Source organism: Psychrobacter sp. FME6 (genome assembly GCF_014861365.1).
Classification (GTDB): domain Bacteria; phylum Pseudomonadota; class Gammaproteobacteria; order Pseudomonadales; family Moraxellaceae; genus Psychrobacter.
The window spans coordinates 13,482-35,354 of sequence record NZ_RRYW01000003.1 but is presented as its reverse complement, the minus strand read 5'-3'; the positions used below and the strand labels follow the sequence as shown (position 1 = coordinate 35,354).

The 21,873-nt window shown below is 43.0% G+C and carries 19 protein-coding genes; 9 read left to right on the top strand and 10 right to left on the bottom strand.

All coding sequences use genetic code 11. The features are described from left to right. Positions 1 to 418: 418 nt before the first annotated feature. The 6 genes from EI162_RS00880 (at position 419) to tsf (ending at position 6,434) form a co-directional block, all read left to right on the top strand. A complete protein-coding gene (locus EI162_RS00880) occupies positions 419 to 2,653 on the top strand; it encodes an ATP-binding protein (RefSeq protein ID WP_318779280.1) in 2,235 nt (744 codons plus the stop codon). Positions 2,654 to 2,712: 59 nt separating this feature from the next. Beyond that, positions 2,713 to 3,075 (top strand): response regulator, encoded by a 363-nt coding sequence (locus tag EI162_RS00875; protein ID WP_192522544.1) that lies wholly within the window; start codon positions 2,713 to 2,715, stop codon positions 3,073 to 3,075. Between the two features lie 29 nt (positions 3,076 to 3,104). Then, positions 3,105 to 3,554 carry a chemotaxis protein CheX gene (locus EI162_RS00870; RefSeq protein ID WP_192522543.1) on the top strand — a complete coding sequence of 150 codons (450 nt, stop codon included), beginning with the start codon at positions 3,105 to 3,107 and terminating at the stop codon, positions 3,552 to 3,554. Between the two features lie 38 nt (positions 3,555 to 3,592). Further along, positions 3,593 to 4,042 (top strand): chemotaxis protein CheX, encoded by a 450-nt coding sequence (locus EI162_RS00865; protein ID WP_192522542.1) that lies wholly within the window; start codon positions 3,593 to 3,595, stop codon positions 4,040 to 4,042. 456 nt (positions 4,043 to 4,498) lie between these two features. Then, on the top strand, positions 4,499 to 5,317 hold the full coding sequence (gene rpsB / locus EI162_RS00860) for a 30S ribosomal protein S2 (protein WP_192522541.1): 819 nt from the start codon (positions 4,499 to 4,501) through the stop codon (positions 5,315 to 5,317). Between the two features lie 235 nt (positions 5,318 to 5,552). Next, positions 5,553 to 6,434: a translation elongation factor Ts gene (gene tsf, locus EI162_RS00855; protein WP_192522540.1), complete on the top strand. Its 882-nt coding sequence runs from the start codon at positions 5,553 to 5,555 to the stop codon at positions 6,432 to 6,434. A 246-nt stretch (positions 6,435 to 6,680) separates the two neighbouring features. Here tsf and EI162_RS00850 read toward each other — a convergent pair whose 3' ends face one another. The 4 genes from EI162_RS00850 to hflX all read right to left on the bottom strand — a co-directional run bounded on the left by EI162_RS00850 (position 6,681) and on the right by hflX (position 11,235). Continuing rightward, positions 6,681 to 7,487, bottom strand: coding sequence for a lytic transglycosylase domain-containing protein (locus tag EI162_RS00850; protein ID WP_192522539.1), 807 nt, complete (start codon positions 7,485 to 7,487; stop codon positions 6,681 to 6,683). Between the two features lie 913 nt (positions 7,488 to 8,400). Then, entirely contained in the window at positions 8,401 to 9,090 is a 690-nt protein-coding gene (locus EI162_RS00845; RefSeq protein WP_192522538.1) for an LrgB family protein, read from the bottom strand. A 22-nt stretch (positions 9,091 to 9,112) separates the two neighbouring features. Beyond that, positions 9,113 to 9,550 carry a CidA/LrgA family protein gene (locus EI162_RS00840; RefSeq protein WP_192522537.1) on the bottom strand — a complete coding sequence of 146 codons (438 nt, stop codon included), beginning with the start codon at positions 9,548 to 9,550 and terminating at the stop codon, positions 9,113 to 9,115. A gap of 248 nt (positions 9,551 to 9,798) precedes the next feature. Continuing rightward, the gene (hflX, locus tag EI162_RS00835; RefSeq protein ID WP_192522536.1) at positions 9,799 to 11,235 is read right to left on the bottom strand and encodes a ribosome rescue GTPase HflX; all 1,437 of its coding nucleotides are present in this window, start codon (positions 11,233 to 11,235) and stop codon (positions 9,799 to 9,801) included. 356 nt (positions 11,236 to 11,591) lie between these two features. On the opposite strand from hflX, the gene EI162_RS00830 reads away from it, so the two are divergent. Further along, positions 11,592 to 12,392, top strand: a complete 801-nt coding sequence (locus tag EI162_RS00830) for a lysophospholipid acyltransferase family protein (protein ID WP_192522535.1) — start codon at positions 11,592 to 11,594, stop codon at positions 12,390 to 12,392. 131 nt (positions 12,393 to 12,523) lie between these two features. Here EI162_RS00830 and EI162_RS00825 read toward each other — a convergent pair whose 3' ends face one another. Beyond that, positions 12,524 to 13,564 (bottom strand): aldo/keto reductase, encoded by a 1,041-nt coding sequence (locus EI162_RS00825; protein WP_192522534.1) that lies wholly within the window; start codon positions 13,562 to 13,564, stop codon positions 12,524 to 12,526. Positions 13,565 to 13,711: 147 nt separating this feature from the next. After that, positions 13,712 to 14,209: an FKBP-type peptidyl-prolyl cis-trans isomerase gene (locus tag EI162_RS00820; RefSeq protein WP_192522533.1), complete on the bottom strand. Its 498-nt coding sequence runs from the start codon at positions 14,207 to 14,209 to the stop codon at positions 13,712 to 13,714. A gap of 146 nt (positions 14,210 to 14,355) precedes the next feature. Between EI162_RS00820 and EI162_RS00815 the strand changes: the two genes are divergently transcribed. Beyond that, a complete protein-coding gene (locus EI162_RS00815) occupies positions 14,356 to 15,015 on the top strand; it encodes a DUF1294 domain-containing protein (RefSeq protein WP_192522532.1) in 660 nt (219 codons plus the stop codon). Positions 15,016 to 15,119: 104 nt separating this feature from the next. Here the strand turns inward: EI162_RS00815 and lspA are convergent, their stop codons facing one another. Together lspA and ileS are read right to left on the bottom strand one after the other, a co-directional pair. Further along, positions 15,120 to 15,776 carry a signal peptidase II gene (lspA, locus tag EI162_RS00810; RefSeq protein WP_192522531.1) on the bottom strand — a complete coding sequence of 219 codons (657 nt, stop codon included), beginning with the start codon at positions 15,774 to 15,776 and terminating at the stop codon, positions 15,120 to 15,122. Beyond that, a complete protein-coding gene (gene ileS, locus EI162_RS00805; protein ID WP_192522530.1) occupies positions 15,769 to 18,630 on the bottom strand; it encodes an isoleucine--tRNA ligase in 2,862 nt (953 codons plus the stop codon). The genes lspA and ileS overlap by 8 nt, the downstream gene beginning before the upstream one ends. Positions 18,631 to 19,389: 759 nt before the next feature. Here ileS and ald point away from each other — a divergent pair. Then, the gene (gene ald / locus EI162_RS00800) at positions 19,390 to 20,505 is read left to right on the top strand and encodes an alanine dehydrogenase (RefSeq protein WP_192522529.1); all 1,116 of its coding nucleotides are present in this window, start codon (positions 19,390 to 19,392) and stop codon (positions 20,503 to 20,505) included. A 158-nt stretch (positions 20,506 to 20,663) separates the two neighbouring features. On the opposite strand, the gene EI162_RS00795 is transcribed toward ald, so the two are convergent. Beyond that, positions 20,664 to 21,071 (bottom strand): lysozyme inhibitor LprI family protein, encoded by a 408-nt coding sequence (locus EI162_RS00795; protein ID WP_192522528.1) that lies wholly within the window; start codon positions 21,069 to 21,071, stop codon positions 20,664 to 20,666. Between the two features lie 168 nt (positions 21,072 to 21,239). After that, positions 21,240 to 21,803 (bottom strand): protein disulfide oxidoreductase, encoded by a 564-nt coding sequence (locus tag EI162_RS00790; protein ID WP_192522527.1) that lies wholly within the window; start codon positions 21,801 to 21,803, stop codon positions 21,240 to 21,242. Between the last annotated feature and the right edge of the window lie 70 nt (positions 21,804 to 21,873).

Below are 21,873 nucleotides of genomic sequence, written 5' to 3'. Positions count from 1 at the left end.
CTGTGTAAAACCTTACTTAATTGTAATTAAGCAACCATTCATAAAAAAATATTTCTTCTAAATCATATTGTCTAAGATTGTTTTTATTCAACGTTTTATAAAAATCTTATCTAAACTTATCTGGAAATTTCAACATATCCTCTATGTGAATACATATCTGTGCCTATGGAAAAGATATTGATAGGGTATGGGTTTTAATAAAACACGCTTAAGCTAAAAGTAATTCTTCACTAAAAACGTAGGACACGCCCTAGACCTACTCTAATCTTCAAGGATAGATGATTGAATGGTTATATGGCCAGTTGCCTTGTATAACACTAAGGCTTAGAGATGTCATAAATGTTTGGCTACATTAAAGCGATCAATCATTCAGATTTTTAATCTCATTTTATGCACTATTTAAACAAGGAAGTTAATTGTGGATGCACCTTCTACACGTTCAAATTTGGATATCTCTAAAAACCGCTATACCTCAATTGTCGTTTCAGTCGTTATCTTCTTACTGTTAACGTCAGGTGTTTTGGTTACTAGTATTTATAACTCACTGAAGATTCGTGATTTGCGAGCTGGTACTACGTTGAGCTCGGACCTTCGAAGTGATATTCCAACGCTCACCCAAGAGATATATCTACTCAATATTATGCGTCAACAGCAGCAACCTGCATCTGCGCTACAGTCGCAAGCGGCAAAAATAACTCAATTGACGCAAGAGCTTGATAAAGAGATCACTACGCTTAATGAGGGCGGTAATGTTGCTATTCGTGATGATGAAGATGTTTATAAGCCTCCAGTTGCGCCTGATCAGATTGAGTATGTACAAAACACTTTAAATCTGTGGACGCCTTATAAACAAGAAGCAACCAGCTATGTTGATTCACAATCAGTCTTAGCGGCAAGTACTTTAGAGGATAGGTTTGGAGAGAGTACACAAGGTATTTATGATAATGCCACCGCACTTAGTAATAGTTTAGGTAATGAGAACGGTCAGCGTGCTGGGTTCCTACGGAATCTGCAAGTTTTTGGTATTTCATTCGCAATTTTATATTTCATCATATTCGTACTATATTTTGTGCGTAGATTGAAATCCTCTGATGAAGAGTTGATAACGGCGCGCCGCGAAACCCAAGAAATTATGCAAACGGTCAATACCGGTCTATTTCTGCTAGATAAAGATTTGAAGATTGGTCAGCAGCATTCTCGCGCTTTAAACGACATTATCGGTGCTGATAGCTTGGCAGGTGAGAACCTTACCAGTGTATTACGTGGTCGTATCTCTGATAAAGACCTAAACACCACCAAGCAGTTTATTGAGCAGCTATACAACCCACGAGTCAAAGAAAAGCTGGTGGACTCTCTAAACCCTCTACACAAAGTCATGCTGCATAATGCTGCTGGCAATAAAGGCGCGAATAGCCGTTTCTTAGATTTCAAATTCTCACGCGTGTATGATAATAAAGACATTGCCCGTATCTTGGTCAACGTCAATGACGTCTCTGATGCTGTTTATCTTGAGCAGCGCTTAGAAAAAGAGCGTTCTCAGAACGATATGCAGATTGAGATGCTCACCACTATCTTGAATGTGAATCCGAAGATTATTAACGAGTTCATTGCCAATACCGATGCGCATATCAACAAGATGAACAATATCTTGAAAAACCCTGGTAGCTCGCAATTTGAGCTAGAAAGCAAGTTGAAAGCCATTTATCGCGAAATGCACAGTCTAAAAGGCGAGGCTTCTGCGCTAAAACTGCACAGCTTTACTAAGATTGCCTCAGATGCTGAAGACAAGTTGCATGCGCTGCAAAACCAAGGTCAGCTATCGGGTAATGATTTCTTGCCACTTGCCGTGCATTTAGATGACTTGTTGAGCTTGTCTAATACCATTGCAACGCTCGGTGAGCGTATCAACCGCTCAGCGCCAGCACCTACCAAACCTGCCACCACGCAAAAAACAACTGCGTTAAATGATGCGATGGCGAAAGAGAGCGCAGTAAAAACAGCAACGCCTGATACTGCTATTAGCCATCAGCCAGCCAGCCTATCGATTGGTGGCATCACTATTGCTGGTGGTCAGGATATCGACCTGAACGATGAGCCAAAGGATGATCAGCTCTCATTTTATCGAGATTTTGCCAAGGATATCGCCGCAAGACAAGGCAAGCAGATACAGCTAAACAGCCACACGTTAGCGCAAGTCAATATCCCAGAGCATCTTGCCAAGCCTATCAAAGAGATTGGTATTCAGTTACTACGCAATGCTGTGGTACATGGTGTTGAAGCGCCAAGCGTTCGTCATTCTCTTGGGAAGGATGCGGCAGGTAAAATTGACCTAGAAGTGCAAGACACTGGTCAAGACTTTATGCTGATTGTGCAAGATGACGGTCAAGGTATCGACTATGATGGTATCCGTCATAAACTGGTTGAAGAAAACCACTTTAATAGTGAAGAGGCAAGTCAGCTCACTCACGGTGATTTACTTAAAAAGCTATTTGCTTCTGGCTTCTCTACCAGAGATGATGCCGATGAAGATGGTGGTCGCGGTGTGGGTCTAGATATCATCAAAGCATTGGTGAAAGACTACGGCGGCAAGCTGAATGTCAATAGTGAACTGGGTAAAATGACGCAATTCGTCATTACGTTACCTAAAGCTTAATTGGGGACAACAGGTACGCGGTTAAGGATGACCACGTACCTCATTACAGGTAATAGGTTATGCATAAATTAATGATTGTTGATGATTCAAATATCATCCGAAACCGTATTCAGCGCGCGTATGATTCAGGGCAGTTTATGTTGGTTGCTACGGCAACCAGTGGCGTTCAAGCTATTGAAAAGTTCAATATTCATCGTCCTGATGTGATTACCATGGACTTGACCATGCCGCAGATGGACGGACTTGAGTGTATTGAAAAGATCATTGCGATTGACCCTGAAGTCCGTATTTTGGTCGTGTCAGCGTTGTCTGATAAGGCTACGGGTATTGAAGCGTTGTCGTTGGGTGCCAGCGGATTTTTATGCAAGCCTTTTTCAGAAGAAGAGCTTGTAGAGTCTTTGCATGAGTTGATGCAAGACTAAACCATTCAATGACTTAAGTAGATGTGATTATGAAAGAACAAAAGCTACAGATTTTTTTAAGTATTATTAGCAATTATTTTAATCAGTTTGGCGGAGAAGAGCTCGTTGCTGATACCCCTTATTTGTTGGAAAACAAGCAGCCAAAAGTTCATGATTATACGGGTGTGATTGGTATATCAGGTGGACAAAAAGGCGTGGTGTATTTTTCGGCGACCCGTCAATTACTGTCCTCTATATTGGATAGCATGGGTGAAACCGATAAAAGTGATGAGAATTATATCGATTTAGCCGGTGAAGTAGCAAATACCATCGCAGGCAATGCACGTAAAGAATTTGGCTCAGAGTTTCATATTTCTGTACCGTTTGTGTTCAAAGGCGCGCCACAAAGTATCGTGTTGCCGAACGATGAGCGTTCTTTTATCATTCCCATCACTTGGCATTCGCAAGTAGGCGAGATTGTGGTCTGTTTGCAGGATTAATACTGCTGCCACGTAATAAAGTTGGATAGTAATATATTATGGTTAAAGTAGAAAAACTAGGTGTGTTTCTTAGCTCAATCAATGCGTTTTTTGCGCAGATTGATGGCTCGGATGTGTCTATTGATACCCCTTATTTAAATCATAACAAGAGTGCGGTTGGTTATGATTTTAGTGGTGTCATCGAGATATCAGGTCCTCTTGAAGGCTGTGTGTATGTGAGTGCGCCAAGTGTGATGCTGCGAGAGGTGATAAAAGTAATGGGCGAGCCTGATTCATCAATGACGATGATGAAAGACTTGTTGGGTGAGATGGCAAATACCATCTCTGGCAATGCGCGCACTGAGTTTGGCTCGGAGTTTATTATCTCTCCGCCGCATATCGTTGAGGGCGCGCCAAGCGTGTCTTATTTGCCCAAAGACCGCCAAAGCTATGTCACACCATTTACCTGGCGTGGTTATAAGGCAGTGATAGGTATCTGTATCGCTTAATCCATCACTGATATAGTGAGTTCAGTATAAAATCGATACAGCGGGACTGGTATGAATTTTTTGCAGCCTCTGTCTGCGCAGGCACAGCACGCCAGAAAAATTTATACCAGTAGAACGCTATTTTGAATCTACCTCTTTTATAGTCGATTGACCATATCATACGCTCAAACAGCATAATAGCACTAGCAGTCGCCAAGCGTTATATGATAAAATACAGCGCAGCTATTTTTATAATTTAGTATTGTTAAGTTAAAATCATGGCTCACTTTTTTAAACCCACCCATCAACCAATGACACACACATCATGGCAAAAAATTGCTGGGTGTTTGGCGACTTGATTAATTTGCTTAATGGCTATGTGTTGTATTTATACACGTGCATCCAAAGCAAATGCGTGTCGCTAGATAGGCAGTTTTTGTGATGTGGAGGCATAACCCAACCAATAGGATATTTAACATGGCTACAAACAATCCAACCAAAATCGAAATGCGCGACTTATTACAAGCCGGCGCTCACTTTGGTCACCAAACACGTTTTTGGAACCCAAAAATGGGTCCATACATCTTTGGTGCGCGTAACAAGATTCACATCATCAACTTAGAGCACACCGTAAAAGCGTTTAACGAAGCATTGACTTACGTAAATGGCCTAGCTGCGAAGAAAAACAAAGTATTATTTGTTGGTACCAAACGCGCAGCAAGCGGCATCATCGCTGAGCAAGCGACTCGTGCTGGCATGCCATACGTTGACCATCGCTGGTTAGGTGGTATGTTGACTAACTGGAAAACACTACGCCAGTCAATCAATCGTCTAAAAGAGCTTGAGAAACAAGCAGAAGACGGTACTTTCGCTAAGCTTACCAAGCGTGAAGCGTTAGAGCGTACTCGCGATATGGAAAAACTTGAGCGTTCATTGGGCGGTATCAAAGACATGGGCGGCCTACCTGACGCAATCTTCGTTGTAGACGTTGATCACGAAGCAATTGCTATCAAAGAAGCCAAAAATCTAGGTATCCCAGTTATCGGTATCGTTGATACCAACTCTAGCCCTGACGACGTTGATTACATCATCCCAGCTAACGATGATGCTATCCGTGCGGTGACTTTGTACGTAACTTCTATGGCTGATGCGATTATCGCTGGTAAAGAATACGCACAGACTCAAGCTGGCGGCAAAGCTGACCAAGCACAAGAAGCTGCAGAGCAAGCGCCTGCTGCTACTGAAGAAGCACCAGCTGAAGCCAAAGCAGAAGAAGCGGCTACTCCAGCAGAATAAATTGCTGACCGATAAGGTTTAACTTTGTAAGGATGTCTTGATAGTCAACCTATTAGCAGCCATATAAAGTTATTAACAGCGTATAAGCTCATACGTATAAGTTCATAATAGGCATGATGTAGTTTTACTCGTCATGCCTTATTATTGACACGCTAAACAGCATTTAAGCACGTTTAAATACGTCTAAATAAGTATCGTGCACGTGCACCCCCATACATAATAAAAGGTAACTCTTATGTCAGAAGTAAAAGTATCTGCCAAAATGGTAAAAGAATTGCGTGACCGTACTGGTCTTGGCATGATGGAATGTAAAAAAGCGTTAGAAGAATCAAACGGCGATGTCGAAACTGCCATTGATAACCTACGTAAATCTGGTCAAGCGAAAGCGGCTAAAAAAGCTGGTAACATCGCAGCTGACGGCGCAATCATCATCGCTCAAGGCGAAAATAAAGCATTCTTGTTAGAAGTTAACTGCCAAACTGACTTCGTCGCAAAAGATGACAGCTTCACTGCATTTGCAGAAAAAGTGGCTAACCTTGCCCTAGAAAACAACGTCACTGATGTCGCTGCTATCTCTGAGCTACCGTATGGCGATGGTCAAACGGTTGAAGAAGCACGCGTATCATTGGTACAGAAAATCGGTGAAAACATCCAAGTTCGCCGTGTTGAAACGCTAGAGGGCGCTAATATTGCCTCATACCGTCACGGCCTACGTATCGGTGTAGTGGTATCTTTTGAAGGCGGTAATGCAGAAACTGGCAAAAATCTTGCCATGCATATCGCTGCATTTAACCCAGTTGCTGTCGATGACGAAGACGTTGCTGCTGACGTACTAGCACGCGAAAAAGACATCATCGAAGCCAAAGCAAAAGAGTCTGGCAAGCCTGACAATATCGTTGAAAAAATGATCGAAGGTGGCCTACGTAAATACCTAGACGAAGTCACTTTACTACGTCAGCCATACGTGATGGACAACGATAAAAAAGTTGGTGACGTATTAAAAGCTGAAGGCGTAAAAGTACTTGGTTTCAAACGTCTAGAAGTTGGTGAAGGCATCGAGAAGAAGCAAGAAGACTTTGCTGCTGAAGTTGCTGCTACCCAAGCGGCAAACAAATAATACCAAACCCAAAAATTAAGATTGGCCGTGTCAAACTTGTTTAGTCTATAAGACATAGTACTTGAAGGTATAGTACTTGAACTCGTTTTTCTTGCCACTCTAATTCTTGTGAATGGTATAGATGTTAAAAGAGTGAGTGCTACGTCGATTGTTTGATATAGCGCTAATCGCTTATCTTTTAAATATAAAAAGCCCGCTAATCATTAGCGGGCTTTTTATATGGGGCTATTACTGCTGGTTTTTATATTAGCGTAATGCCGCATAGGCTGAGTTGGCGTAGCTGGGGTTATTGGTATTATTATTGGTCGCGTAACTGACGTTTTGCAAGCCACCACTGGTATTAGGATTGGCAGTTTGGTTACTGGCATTCATACTGGTTTCAGTAAGACCGGCGTCATTTTTATATAAGCTATGGTAGCGGCTCATCACTCTTTGGACATAGTTACGGGTTTCTTTAAAAGGAGGGATGCCGTTATATTTATCGACATTACCTTCACCCGCATTATAGCCTGCAATCGCAAATTCTACATTGTTATTAAAACGCTTCATCAGCCATGCAATATATTTAGCAGAGCCTTCGATATTTTCGGCTGGATTCCAGGCATTACTGACTTTAAATCGGCGTGCAGTAGCCGGCATTAGCTGCATCAAGCCTTGCGCTCCGACAGGTGAGCGGGCATTAGGGTTGAAGGCTGACTCGGTGTGCATCATTGCCTTTATAAGTGCAGGATCTACGCCGTGACGCGCAGCAGAGGCACGAATATAACTGTCGTATGAGTTGCGGCTTCCGCTATTGCTGCTAGCGCTGCTACCGTAGTTATTGCTGCCACCGTCGTACATTTTAGAATCTTTGTAGTAGGTTACTTTCACTTTTTTGGTGAATTTATCGAAATTACCACTTGGACTAACATTGGTCAGCAGGACTTGGCCACCTGTGTCTTTATAGATATACATATTGCCCGCTTGGGCAGTGACAGAAAAACTGGATAGAGCAACGGCGGTGAGTAAAACAGGAGACAAGCAGCGAGTCACTAAGGTTGCAACATTCATCATAGGGTTATCACTTTTTATCGAGTCATAGCAAATTACTTTGCCTATAGGCGCACTGTTTATAGACATATTGTTTATAGGTCTATTATTTTGCGCGTTTAAGCGGTTGCCGTGTTTGCAGCCATCATTGATATATCAATCCAGCAAAACTACGTTTAATTAAAAACCACTCACAATAGATACAAAAAATAATACTTGCTTACTAGGGGCTGTATAGAATTCATCTATTAGGACTGCTGATCGCTAAAATAATTCCAGACTAGGCGTAAATCGAAGGTAATGTCGAGACCTTAGCTAGATTTACAACAACGTCTGGGGCGATTTTAGCATCAGTCCGAAGGAACAGGACTATTTTTTGCCACTTCATAGCCAAAACTATCGCGCTTAGAATAACTAAACTTACTATTTTTGGCGTCGAACTGCCTAAAAAATAGTCTCTGTCAGTTCCTTAGCTGAATTCTATACAGCCCCTATAACATATAATAACTTTTCAACGCATGTGATTATCCGAACGAAATACAAAAGTCGCGATTAATTTGTAAAAAAATCAATACCCTAACGTTTTTAAGGGCATTGAATCATGCTTTAGTCCACTGTTTTTTAAGCTTATTTATCACTGCTAATATTTTAATGGTAATGAGCTATTATAGTCAGGTCCATATAAAAGAGACACTTATAGTCAGTTCTAAATAAAATCGACACGTCAATAATCCCGTGCTACTGGTGCTAATTTTTCTTGCTTGCTGTTCGCAGGCGTGACAGAGGCGGCGAAAAATTTACTCCAGTAGCACTCGTATCAGTTTTAAAGTGAATCAGCTATAGTATAGTATAGTGTGGTGTATTCATTTTATTCAGTATCGACTATGTTTACTAATAAAGCTTTGTTTTAGTTAAATAGAAGTTTTATTAAACACGATTAAATGGAAAGCGCCGTGATAAAGATAGGCACCCAAACGGCGGTTACTAGACCATTCACCGCCAAGCCAAATGCCGCATAACGACCAGCGGTATGACTGATTTGCCAGGCTTCTACCGTACCAAATGCATGAGCGGCCAAGCCAAGCGCCAACCCTTTGGCGCGATCATCATCGATACCGCGAAACATAAAGCGCGCCAACGTACCACCAATAATTCCTGAGACAATAATAATTAGGTTTGCCATAGCCAGAGGTGCTTTAATTAAATCTGCGATACTCAACCCAATCGGTGTGGTCACCGAACGAGTAGCAAAAGCAAGTATGGTGTCGTGGCTGAGTGAAAATACATACGCCAATGACATCGGTAGCAACGCCCCAACCAAACTGGCCAGCATGACAATCATCGTCAGTTTTTTGACCGGCAAGCCTTTAAAGTTCATGGCTGCCAATGGCACAGCCAACAGTACAGTAACGTAGCCTAACAGGTGGTCAAATACCGGTTTGGCCGCACTATAATAATGATTGTAATCCCATTGCAAAATAAACAAAAACAATAGCACCAAAGCCAGTGCAGTAATCACCATAGGCAACCATGAGAGCTTGCGCGCCAGTATGCGAGCTATCACGTGTGCTACTAAGGTTAATAATATCGCAGCAAGGGTGGTCATAAACATACTATCAAAACTCATCATATTCCTTTAACCACGCAGCTCAAAGCTGGCCCTTGTGCTCGTTGATAGTGCTGTCTCTGTCAGTGTCTATTTCACGATTTAACCAGCGATTAGATAAAATCGCCAGACCCCAAAGTGGGATAAGTGTACTGATAATCATGGTCAGCATCGCCCCCCACAACTCATCACCTAGCGCAAATAGTAGCAAACCTGCGCCTGCAGAGACTGGTAAAAAGGCAAAGCCGCTATCGACCAATAAGGTATTACTGGCTTGAGTGAGCCAGTTGGGTAGCCCTTTAAGCAGTCGCCACGTGATCAAAATAATAAACATCACGATTAACCCAACGATATTGGCGGCTTTTTCGATACCTGCCCACTGACAGACAATAACGGCGGCTTCACGAACAAAAACAATCATGGCTAAGGTTAAGATTAACGCCAACCATAGAGGTATATTGGGGGAATGAGTAGACTTCATAAGTAATTTTGGCCACGTCATGTATAAATAGGAGGATGAGAGCATATATCCTCACGAATGCCATATAAAAGTGATTATATATAAAGTCAGCAAACTAATAAAGTGTATAGAATAATTGGGCTTGCTGCCATTTTTAGCCTATTTAGATACAATCGCTTGAATTGAGGACACGCCTTAGCATACAAAAAAGGACGGTATCGCTTGATATCGTCCTTTAGCTATTAAATAAAGTACGTTAAATACATGATTTAGGTTTCTGAATCGAGCGATTTTTCTGCTGTCGAATTCAATGCTTCAAATTCCGCAAAGGCTTTTTCTTCGGCTTCGGTCATTGTCTGCTGCTCATCCTCATCAGGCTTTTCGAACTCTTCAAGTACTGGCATTAGTAACGTTGCTTGCGCCAGTGGCAAGACATCTGAAGGCTCTAGATTGGCTTGGCCAAGTAGCTGTTTGAGCCTTTCGCTTGGCAAACGAATGGTTAAGCATTCATGGCCGCTATCGTCGTAGCTTTCTTCTAAGATAACGCCTAACTCGTATAACGTGTTTTTAAATTGACCAGCATTGTAAGGTAAGGTCAAATCAAACGTCGTCAGTGCGCCAGTCAGCAGCTGCTGTACGGCAAGCGATAGCTCCTCCATCCCTAGATTTTCGCGAGAGGAGACATACACTCGATTGGGTTGGCCTTCGCTAGCATAACCAATATGCGCAGGCTCATCGGTCAAATCAATTTTGTTATAAATATTGAGCACTGGCACATCGTTGTCGATTTCAGCTAGCACGTCTTTGACTGCTTGAATTTGCTCATGCATATCTTCGCTACTAGAATCGATAACGTGCAACAATAAATCCGCCTCTAGTGTCTCTTCTAACGTCGCATGAAACGATTCTACCAACTCATGCGGTAGATGACGTACAAAACCTACGGTATCAACCAAAACAACGCGACCAACACCTTGCCAGTCTAGGCGACGTAAGGTCGGATCAAGCGTGGCAAACAGTTTGTCCGCAGCGTAGATGTTTTCATCGACCAAACGATTGAAAAGAGTGGATTTACCCGCGTTGGTATAACCGACGAGCGAAATAGTTGGTACGTCTGACTTTTGACGACGTGCGCGACCTTGGGCACGCGTTTGGCGTACCTTTTCTAGTTTGTTCTTTAGCTGATTGACGCGCGTCTGTAATAAGCGACGATCCGTTTCAAGCTGAGTTTCACCCGGCCCACGCAGACCGATACCGCCTTTTTGGCGTTCTAAATGCGTCCAACCACGTACCAAGCGAGTCGATAGATGGTTAAGCTGTGCCAGCTCCACTTGTAGCTTACCTTCGTAGGTGCGAGCACGCTGAGCAAAAATATCTAAAATTAAGCCGGTACGATCAAGGACGCGACATTTTACCAGAGCTTCGATATTTCGCTCTTGGGATGGCGATAAGCTGTGGTTAAACAGTACAATGTCAGCGTCGTGTTCGCGTACCAATTCTGCAATTTCTTCTGCCTTTCCGCTACCGACGAAGTATTTGGCGTCGGGACGTGAGCGCGCGCCTGTGACCAGTGCTAAGCGGTCTGCGCCTGCTGAGTCTGCCAATAGTTCAAACTCGCTAAGATCGTCAGGGTCTTGAATTTGGTGGATGTCTAAATGTACTATAATGGCGCGTTCGCCACCTTCATGTCTTTCAAAATAATCCAAAGAGTATCACCTATTTAATAAAGTAGATATATCGCTATTATCAATTGAGTAAACGCCTTAGTAAACGTCGAAATAGCATTTATATGACCATATATATGTGGTCTTATCGCTTGATATTAAAGCGTATCCGCTCAATTAGCGATGCTTTTATGTTACAGAGGTGATTATTAAAAGCAAACATCGCAGTAGCCCGGCATATTTTTTTAACGTTGTTCGACCATATAGAATCATTAAGATTATAACTCAGTGAACAAATCGTCACTGAGTTAATAAATTTTGTTATACTCATGGCCTTTGTTTACGATATATAATCATAAGTTTTTTAACCAATAAGTTTTTAACCACGAGGGGCACAGATGAGCCAATCTAAGTCAGGCTTTTCACTCAAACAGCAATTGGGACGCGGCAAACAGATTGCTGGCATGACCACCACCATCGCTGGCGGACTGCGTGCCGCCCAACGTATTGGAGCATTCAAACAACCGCCGCGCGAAACACTACCACGCTATATCCAAGCCTTTTGCCGCAAAATGGCAGGCTCTTTTGGCGTAAAGGTTATCGCAGTCGAGCGAGTAGAGCAACATCATGGTTTATGGGTATCTAATCATGTGTCATGGATGGATATTCCGGTAGTGGGTACGCTGAGCCCTGCTTTTTTCTTATCCAAAGCTGAAATTGGTGAATGGCCAGTATTTGGTAAATTGGCTCATGCAGCAGGCACCGTATTTATCGAGCGAGGTTCCGGTGATGCAGGCTCAGTTGCGACGCAAATTGCCAACTTCTTAACCAAAGGTTTCTCGGTCATATTCTTCCCTGAGGCGACCACTACCGATGGTAAAAGAATCAAGCGTATTCATGGTACCTTGTTACAAGCGGCGATAGATGCTGACGTTCCTGTACGGCCGCTGGTGATTGCTTATGTCAATAAAGATGGCACACTAAGTGAAGAACTGCCTTATTATGGTAAACTAACGATGAAAGATAGCTTAAAAAAGGTGCTCGATAGTAAAGACGTCACCGCTTATGTCTTGCCACTGGCACCGATAGACCCCAAAGGCTTAAATAAAAGTCAGCTGACTGATCTATTGCAGACACGTATGCAAGAAGGTTTGGCTGAGCTACATAAGCGCGTATTAACGAAATTAATTAAAGCATAATACTGTTTCAGATAAAAAGTTACTAAGTAAAAAGGCGAAAATCGCTAGGTTTATAACTGCGATTTGCGCCTTTTTTAGTTTTAACCTAGTGATTTTAACCATCTATTTATTGATAGGTAATAAGTATCAAACTAAGGTGATGGGTTTGGTTGCTGGGTATGTACTGCTTCGATAGCGGCTAATACATCTGAGCTTAAGGTTAAATTTATACTATCGATATTGGATTGGAGCTGATCGGTACTGCTCGCGCCAATGATATTACTGGTGACAAACGAGCGCGAATTGACAAAAGCCAATGCCATTTGTGCCATATCCAAACCGGCATCAGCGGCAATTTTGGCGTATTGAGCGGTGGCTGACTTTGCTTGCTCATTGGTATAACGCGCAAAGCGCTCATATTTGGTCAGGCGCGCCCCTGCTGGTCGTTGACCATCGAGATATTTACCAGACAATACACCAAAACCAAGCGGCGAATAAGCCAGTAAACCAACATTTTCACGGTGGGCAATCTCTGCCATGCCGACTTCATAGAGGCGGTTAAGTAAGCTGTAGGGATTTTGCACCGTAATCGGCGCGATTAAACCATTTTTGTCAGCTTCCCATAAGTAGCGCATCAGTCCCCACGCGGTATCGTTCGATAGGCCATAAGCACGAATACGACCTTTTTTAATTTCATCATTTAACGCTTGAATGGTTTCCAAAAAAGGCGTTAAATCCTCTAATGGCTGCGCTGCCATTGCTTCGTTATAACCGCGCTGACTAAAGAAGTTCGCTTGCCGTTCAGGCCAATGCAGCTGATAGATATCGATATAATCGGTTTGCAAACGCTCAAGATTGCCATCGATGGCGCTGCTGATTTGTTCAGCGGTATAACGCGTTTGCCCCTCACGTAAAAAGTCCATCGGTGACATTTTGCTGGCAAGAATAACCTTGTCGCGCTGTTTGGTCTTATGGAACCAAGTGCCCATAAAGCGTTCGGTATCGCCTTGCTTGTCTTTATCTGGCGGTGACGGATACATCTCAGCGGTATCCCAAAAGTTCACCCCTTCGCTGAGTGCCATATCCATCTGCGCGTGTGCATCGCTTTCGCTATTTTGCTGCCCCCAGGTCATCGTCCCCAAGCAGATTTTGGAGACTTGTTCATCGAGTTGTGGCAGTGTTTGATATTGCATCTATTTATCCTTTTTTATTCTATAGCCAATCCTATATAAAATGGCTACGGTGTCAGGCTTACTCAGTCTATTATTTGTAGTACTTCCAGTAGCCTTTTTTTGTCCAATTTACCTTGAAACGACTATATCGTCAGCCGTTTTTAGCATTTACATCAGCTTTACACCAGTGACGCCCGGTGGAGTGACTTTAAATACTTTGACCTTAAATAACACCGACTGACCTGCAAGCGGATGGTTGAAGTCAACTTCTATATTGTCGTCTTTGATGGCGCTAATCGTACCGGGCAGAGTATTTTTACCTTTGTCTTCAAACTCAACCAGCATGCCAATTTCAGGATTGTCAGCAACTAACGCAAATTGGGTGCGACTAAAATGCTGAATATTGTCAGAATTCCACTCACCAAATGCTTGCTCAGGCTCAAGGTGAGCCGTACGCGTATCTCCAGCACGTAAGTTCATCAACACTTGCTCAAAACCAGGCAATAAGCTCTCGTCGCCAATGGTTAATGACACTGGAGCGTCGCGGTTAAAGGTTGAGTCAATCACCGTACCATTTTCTAGCGATACTTCAAAATGTAGCTTCACAAGGCTGCCGTGTGTGATACGTATATCTTCATTAGGGGTAATAAATTGAGAGTCGGTCATAATAGTAGCCACCTATTGCTGGAGTCGGGAATGGGTTGAGAACGATGTTAGAAATGATAAGCCATCTAAGAAAGGTTGTAAGCCTAAATAGTGTAACCCAAATAGTGTAATATATTTAGCGAATCTAATAGAGAGCGATAATATCGATGGCACATAAGCAACAAGGTCGGGTGAAAAAGTGGCAAGATGATAAGGGTTTTGGCTTTATTGAAACCGAAACAGGCGAGACGGTGTTTTTTCATGTGAGCGAATTTAAAGCCCAGCGTCGTCCTAATATTGGTGAAGAGGTTGTTTTTAGTGTTGGGCAAGACAATCAAGGGCGACTGCAGGCAAAATCAGTGCAAGAGCTGGGCTTTATACAACAAAAAATGGCACAAAAAAATCAGAAAATCCGTCAGCGAAACCAAAAGCGTAGCGCGCAAGCAGAGTTTGAAGCAGGGCAAAAGAAACGTTTATTTCTTGGTGCTGGATTTTATGGGGTATTAATCTTACTGGTGGTCATGAACAAGCTAAGCTGGCTAGTCGTTGGTTGGTATGTAGCATTGGGCGTAATAACTTACCTCACCTACGCCAAAGATAAGGCTGCTGCCCAAAATGGTGATTGGCGAACACCTGAGATGACATTGCATATTATGAGCGCGCTTGGTGGCTGGGTCGGGGCGATGGTCGCGCAGACTTATCTACGTCATAAGTCACAAAAGCCTGAGTTCCGCATGGCGTATTATTTGACGGTAGTCATTAATATGGCAGGATTGTTGTTTATATTAGCGGGCGGTGGCTTAGAAACTTTAGCAGAGTGGCTGTAAAAAAATGCCTTCTTTCTCAATTTTTAAGAAACCCTGCATAAACAATCCCCCAATACAGTTGTCTATATTGGGGGATTGATGACAAGTAGACTGTATTTTTAATATTATGCTTTAGCGTTACGCTTACCTTCCAAAAACAGCATATCAATGACAATCAATGCCACACCGATACAAATGCCAACATCGGCAATATTAAAAATCGGATAATGCCAAACGTCAGCATAATGAACATGGATAAAATCGATAACGTGACCATGGAGCAAGCGATCAATTAGGTTGCCAAGCGCGCCACCGAGTACTAGAGCCAACCCTGTGGATAGTAGCTTGGCTTTTCGCGGTACTTTAACCAAGTAGATGATTAAAAACAGCGACATGATCAAAGCCAGTGCAGAAAAGAACCATTTTTGCCAGCCGCCAGCATCTGATAGAAAACTAAAAGCTGCGCCGTAGTTATAAGCGAGCGTCCAGTTCAGAAATGGCTCAATGACAGGGACGGGGTCAAGGAAGTTTAGATTGGTTTCGGCGAGCCACTTGGTCCACTGATCTCCAATAAGTACGACCAGTGCCAACAGATACCAAGAAAATGCGCGACTGCCATTAGCGATCACTTTTGGGGTTTTATTCAAACGACCTTTAGGTATCGATGAGCTACCTGTTGTGGCATGGGCAGGCGTAGGCGAATTATCGACCTCGATATTCGGCTGCTTATTTTCTGCTGAATCCGCTGGGTTAGGCGTTAGGTTAGGCGTTAGGTTAGGCATAGTGACGCACCTCGCCATCGCCGCTGACGTTGGTTGCACAGCGAGCACAAAGTTCAGGATGTGTGCTATCGGTACCGATATCATCACGGATATGCCAGCAGCGTACACACTTGGTGCCAGTTGCTGCGCTCACATTAACCACCAAGTCGACAGACTCATCGGCGCTACTATCAGCTTGCTCTGTTGTAGCTTCTTTATGAGCAGTAGGTGCCGCGCTCATTGGTTTTAATGTTGCGCTACTGGTAATAAGTACAAAACGCAGTTCTTCGCCAAGCTTGGCTAAGCTGTCATGCATCGCACCCTCCGCGTAAAGATTGACATCGGCAGATAAGTTAGCATTGATGATTTTTTCACCGCGCGCCGTTTCGATATGTTTATTGACGATATCTTTTGCTTGCATGATGCGTTGCCAGTCATCGTTGCTGATGGCGCTTAGCTCAAACTCTGGGAAGGTATACCATTCTTCAGTAAACACATAGCCTGCTTCGTTGCCGTTTTTACCTTCTAATACTTCCCATGCTTCTTGCGCAGTGAACGACAAAATTGGTGTAATCCAGCGGATCAAAGCATGGGTAATATGATAAATCGCCGTTTGTGCAGAACGGCGCGGCTGACCATCAGTTTGGGTGGTGTACTGGCGGTCTTTGATAATATCTAAATAGAAGCTACCTAAATCTTGTGAGCAAAACGCGGTGATATGCTGGGTGACTTGGTGAAAGTCCATCGCATCATAAGCACTAATAATTTGTGCTTGTACCGTTTGCGCGCGTTCAATGATAAATTTATCTAGGCTGACCAACTCATTGATATCGACGCTGTTGGTTGCTGGATCAAAGTCATCGGTGTTGGCAAGCAAGAAACGTAGCGTATTACGGATACGGCGATACATATCAATCGCCCCTTTAAACACCGTTTTACCCGCGCTCATCTCATAACGATAATCGCTTGATGCAATCCACAGACGCAGCATATCTGCGCCTGTTTTATTGATCTCATCTTGCGGGGTAATGATATTGCCAAGTGACTTACTCATTTTGCGGCCGTTTTCATCGACCACAAAACCATGGGTCAATACTTGCTTAAACGGTGGGCGCTCGTACATGGCCTCAGAGGTCAGTAATGACGTCTGGAACCAACCGCGATGTTGGTCAGAGCCTTCTAAATACAAATCGGCTGGATTGGTCAGCTCGTCACGTTGTTCAAGTACGGTAAAGTGCGTCGTACCTGAGTCAAACCAAACGTCTAAGGTATCAGTCGCTTTATCATAATCAGCGGCTTCGCTACCCAAGAAGTCTTCACAGTTGGCATCAAACCAAGCTTCCACGCCGCCTGCATCGATTTTTTGCGCCGCTACTTCCATCAGCTCTAGGGTATTTGGATGCAGCTCACCCGTTTCTTTATGGGTAAAGAAAGTAATCGGTACACCCCAAGTACGCTGACGTGAAATACACCAATCAGGGCGACCGGTCATCATCGCCTCAATGCGATTTTGCCCCCACGCTGGGGTCCAATTGACTGAAGGAATATCAGCAAGCGCACGCTCACGCAGACCTTTGGTTTCCATATTGATAAACCACTGCGGCGTCGCACGGAAGATAATCGGCGATTTATGACGCCAGCAATGCGGATAGCTGTGTTCAATCTTAGTGTGGCTGATTAAGTGGCCGTTTTCATGTAAGGTGGCGATGATTTTTGGGTTGGCTTTATAGATATGCTCACCAGCAAATACTGCCGCACTTTCTAGGTAAACGCCTGTTCCACTCACTGGATTTTCAACCGGTAAGTTATATTTAAGACCAACGATATAATCGTCTAAACCGTGACCGGGTGCCGTATGGACCAGACCCGTACCGCTATCGGTGGTTACATGGTCGCCTAAGATAAGCGGCACTTGGCGCTCTACAATTAATGGATGTTGAGCACGTAAACCTTCGAGCTCGCGACCTGATACAGTCGCTAACATACCTTGATTGCTAAGTTTTAGCTCGCTTAAGGCAGTTTCAACTAAGTCAGTTGCTAATAGGAAGTTGCCCTTTTCAGTAGCAACTACACTATAGTCATGTTCAGGATGTACAGCGATAGCTTGGTTAGCAGGTAAGGTCCAAGGCGTTGTTGTCCAGATAACAGCGGCAATATTGCCCTCTAGCTCAGCCAATGCGGCTACTTTTTCGGTATCCAAAACATCGAAGCTAACATAGATAGCGTCAGAGACTTTGTCTTGGTACTCAACTTCGGCTTCAGCCAACGCCGAGCTACAGTCCAAGCACCAGTTGACCGGCTTCATACCGCGTGTCACATGACCGTTATCATGAATTTTGGCTAGCGCGCGTACGATGTTAGCTTCTTGGTGAAAATTCATGGTTAGGTAAGGGTTGTCCCAATCGCCAAACACACCTAGACGTTTAAAATCAGCTTTTTGTAGCTCAATCTGCGTGCTGGCATATTCACGGCACAGCCCACGAAATTCAGTCGCCGAAACTTTTTTCCCAACTTTACCGACTTTGGCTTCGACTTTTTGTTCGATAGGCAGGCCATGACAGTCCCAACCGGGCACATAAGGCGCATCAAAACCTGATAGCGTTTTTGATTTAACAATAATGTCTTTCAGTACTTTATTCACCGCGTGACCCAAGTGAATCTGACCGTTGGCGTATGGAGGGCCATCGTGCAAAATATACTTGGTCGCCCCAGCACGCGCCTGACGGATTTTTCCGTATACGTCGTCAGCTTCCCAAGCAGCAAGCCAATCTGGCTCACGTTTGGCAAGGTTGGCGCGCATCGCAAATGGCGTATCGGCAAGGTTTAGGGTGTCTTTATAGTCGTGGCTTGGTTTATCAGTACTTTTATCAGTCATAGAAGGTGTCTTTTAGAGTGGTGATTAAAATTAGAGTGGTGATTAAAATTGGATTAAAAGTGCGCTAAAAGCTAGCGGCAATATTAAAGGTCATACTGTTCAAGGCAATACAATTTAGGGCAAAATCGGGATTAATGCTTAGTAGCAGTTGTTTCTCCGGCTTATTATAAGGTGTCGTAAATAAGCGATGAACAACAATCAGCTGCTTATAAATTACTTATAAAATAGTCATGTCAATCATAAGTGCTAATAAGACGAATGCAACATAAAATACATCTAATAAGATAATGAGAACGTTTATAAAAATAACGTCAGCTATTATATGACAAAAACAGTGGGGTAAAAAGAGCTGTCCAGTATCGCATTTGCAGCCATCAAAACCACTCACAAAATTTGTTTAACTAGTGATTGCTACTTATTTTATATCTGCTAGGATAATAAAAGTGATAATAAAAATTGAGCAATCAATGTCTACGCTGTTTTTATATTCAAGACAGCATCATATCACTATCCTCAGATAATCCCTACTCTCAGTAGTCTATCGTCGTTTTTGATTTAGCCGTTTTTATTAATTAATTTTAATCTGCATCAAATATCATATCCGATTCAATTTGATTTAAAAAACAAAACATACACCTACTTTTAGGGGTTTTTTGTAGCCTATCGCGCGCTTGTAAGCATTAAGAACAACATAATGCTCGTAGTATGCTGCTATAAATTTGTCTGTTTTATCTGAAATTAATATAACAAGGAGCAGTTATGAAAATAGGTATCCCAAAGGAAACAAAGAATAACGAAAACCGCGTTGGTCTAACCCCAAACGGTGTCAGTGCGTTGATCGATGACGGTCATGAAGTCCTCGTCGAAACAGATGCGGGCATGGGTTCACAGTTTACTGACGATGACTATAAAGAAGTGGGTGCAACCATTGTCGATAACGCTGCTAAAGCATGGGATGTCGAATTGGTTATTAAAGTAAAAGAACCACAGACTGACGAATATCAATATTTAACAGACGGTTTAATGTTATTTACCTATTTGCATTTGGCCAATGAGCCTGAGCTTGCCAAAGTATTGATTGATAACAAAATAACCGCCATCGGTTATGAAACCGTACAGCTGGCGGATAACTCGCTGCCACTGCTGACTCCGATGAGTGAAATCGCTGGACGCATGAGTACACAGATAGGCGCGCAGTTTTTGCAGTCTTTTTATGGTGGCAAGGGCATGTTGCTTGGTGGCGTACCAGGAGTAAAAAAGGGTAGGGTCACCATTATCGGCGGCGGCGTATCAGGGACTGAAGCGGCAAAAATCGCTGTTGGTCTCCATGCTAGCGTCACTATTTTAGATCTGGACCCCAAACGCCTGAAACAGTTATCGGAGATGTTTGGCAATAACGTGCAGACTCTCATATCCAATAAAGTCAACATTGCCGAGAGCGTAAGAGACAGTGACTTGGTCATTGGTGCGGTATTGATTCCAGGTGCAGCAACGCCGAAGCTGGTCACTGAAGAGATGATTCAAGAGATGAATGATGGTGGCGTGGTTATCGATATCGCGATTGATCAGGGCGGTTTATTTGAGACCACAGATCGAATCACCACTCATGATAAGCCAACTTATACCAAGCATGGTGTTATTCATTATGCCGTGGCCAATATTCCAGGAGCTGTACCGCGCACCTCAACCATCGCCTTGTCTAATGTCACCCTGCCGTATATACAAGCCCTTGCCAAAAAAGGCTTTAAAGATGCCTGTAATAGCAACGCCGCGTTAGCAAAAGGCGTGAATACCACGCAAGGTCATATGACCTATAAAGCCGTGGCAGAAGCGCTGGATTATAAATATAAGCAGCTGGACTCTTTGGTGGGCTAGGGTGGGCTGGTTTTATTAAAGCAACGCTAATCTTTTATTGAAAACACCCAAAAACCTGCCAGTCAATGATTGGCAGGTTTTTACTTTATAAGTCGGTTTTTGATATATTTGGTGTAATAGACATATTTCAGAAGAATGTCTTTTTAGAGGTTTTTTGATTAGAAATTTTCTGAGAAATCTATTAACTCTTCAGCGCGCGCTTTATTTTTAGATGCTAAACACAACGGGTGTGCTGGACTACCAATATACATGCCCTCTAAGCCACACTGTTGATTACGATAGTCTAGCCAACCGAGTTGTGATTTTTCAAAACTATCGGCATCAGTAGCGTTTCGTCCATTAGCTTTGAGAGATTTGTAGATTTTATTGTAAGCCTTATTCATGGCACTTTTATATTTTGGATCGGCATATCCAGCACATTCATAAAGTCTCGAATTATTTATCGTCTCATATTTGCTCATGCATTCATTATAATAATCCTTAAGCTCGGCATTTGCTGAAGTCATGCTTAAAATGCTGATTAACGTAGCCGTAACTATTGTGACACCAGTACTCTTCCAGTTCATTTTTCAAACTCCAAGTCCATTATTAAGATTAAATGAAAGTTTACTATAACAAATGTTTGTTAGTTAATGGGCTTGGATTTTCTATTACTTATTTAATTTGAAGTAAAGTGGTATAAATTAAATCAAAAATACCATAAGCATTGTTAAGCTGACTTTTTAAGCTAGAAATTAAAAAACAGACGACAACCACAGTCGCAATTTAAGCGACCAAAGTGGCTGAATACCGGTCAATCCTTGTGCCATCTCACCGTCTTTTAATATCACATACGATGGCGTAACTTGTCCTTGCCAGTCATCAAAAATGACTCCTTCTTGATCATTAACTGTCGTAAAACTATAGCTATGCTCATCAAGATAGCTATGCAACTCTTGATTTGAGCCTGATTTAATCGCAATAGTGACCACAGGATAATTATTTGCCGTGGCAAGTTTGTTTATAGTCGGCGAGGTGACGCTACATACAGGACACCACGTACCCCAAAAATAGACCAGCGTTGGTTTATCGTGGCTCATCGCTGCTAAGTCAACAGTTTGCCCTTGATAGTCGGTTAGTTGCAACTGCGGATTGGCTGGCATGACTGGTTGTCGCCACCAATTAATGGCCGTATAAATCACGGCAAATATTAGACCATATAATAATACCGTTTTTATTATCGACAGCGCTTTTTGCTGCGGGGTCTTTTTGGGATTTTCTTTAGGGTTTTCTTTTATCTTTTGAATATCAGTCGTCATAGTGGCTGCTTTTTTGCTGGATAGCTTTTAATAGATAAAAATAAACGGCTGAATGGTCAGCCGTATGATT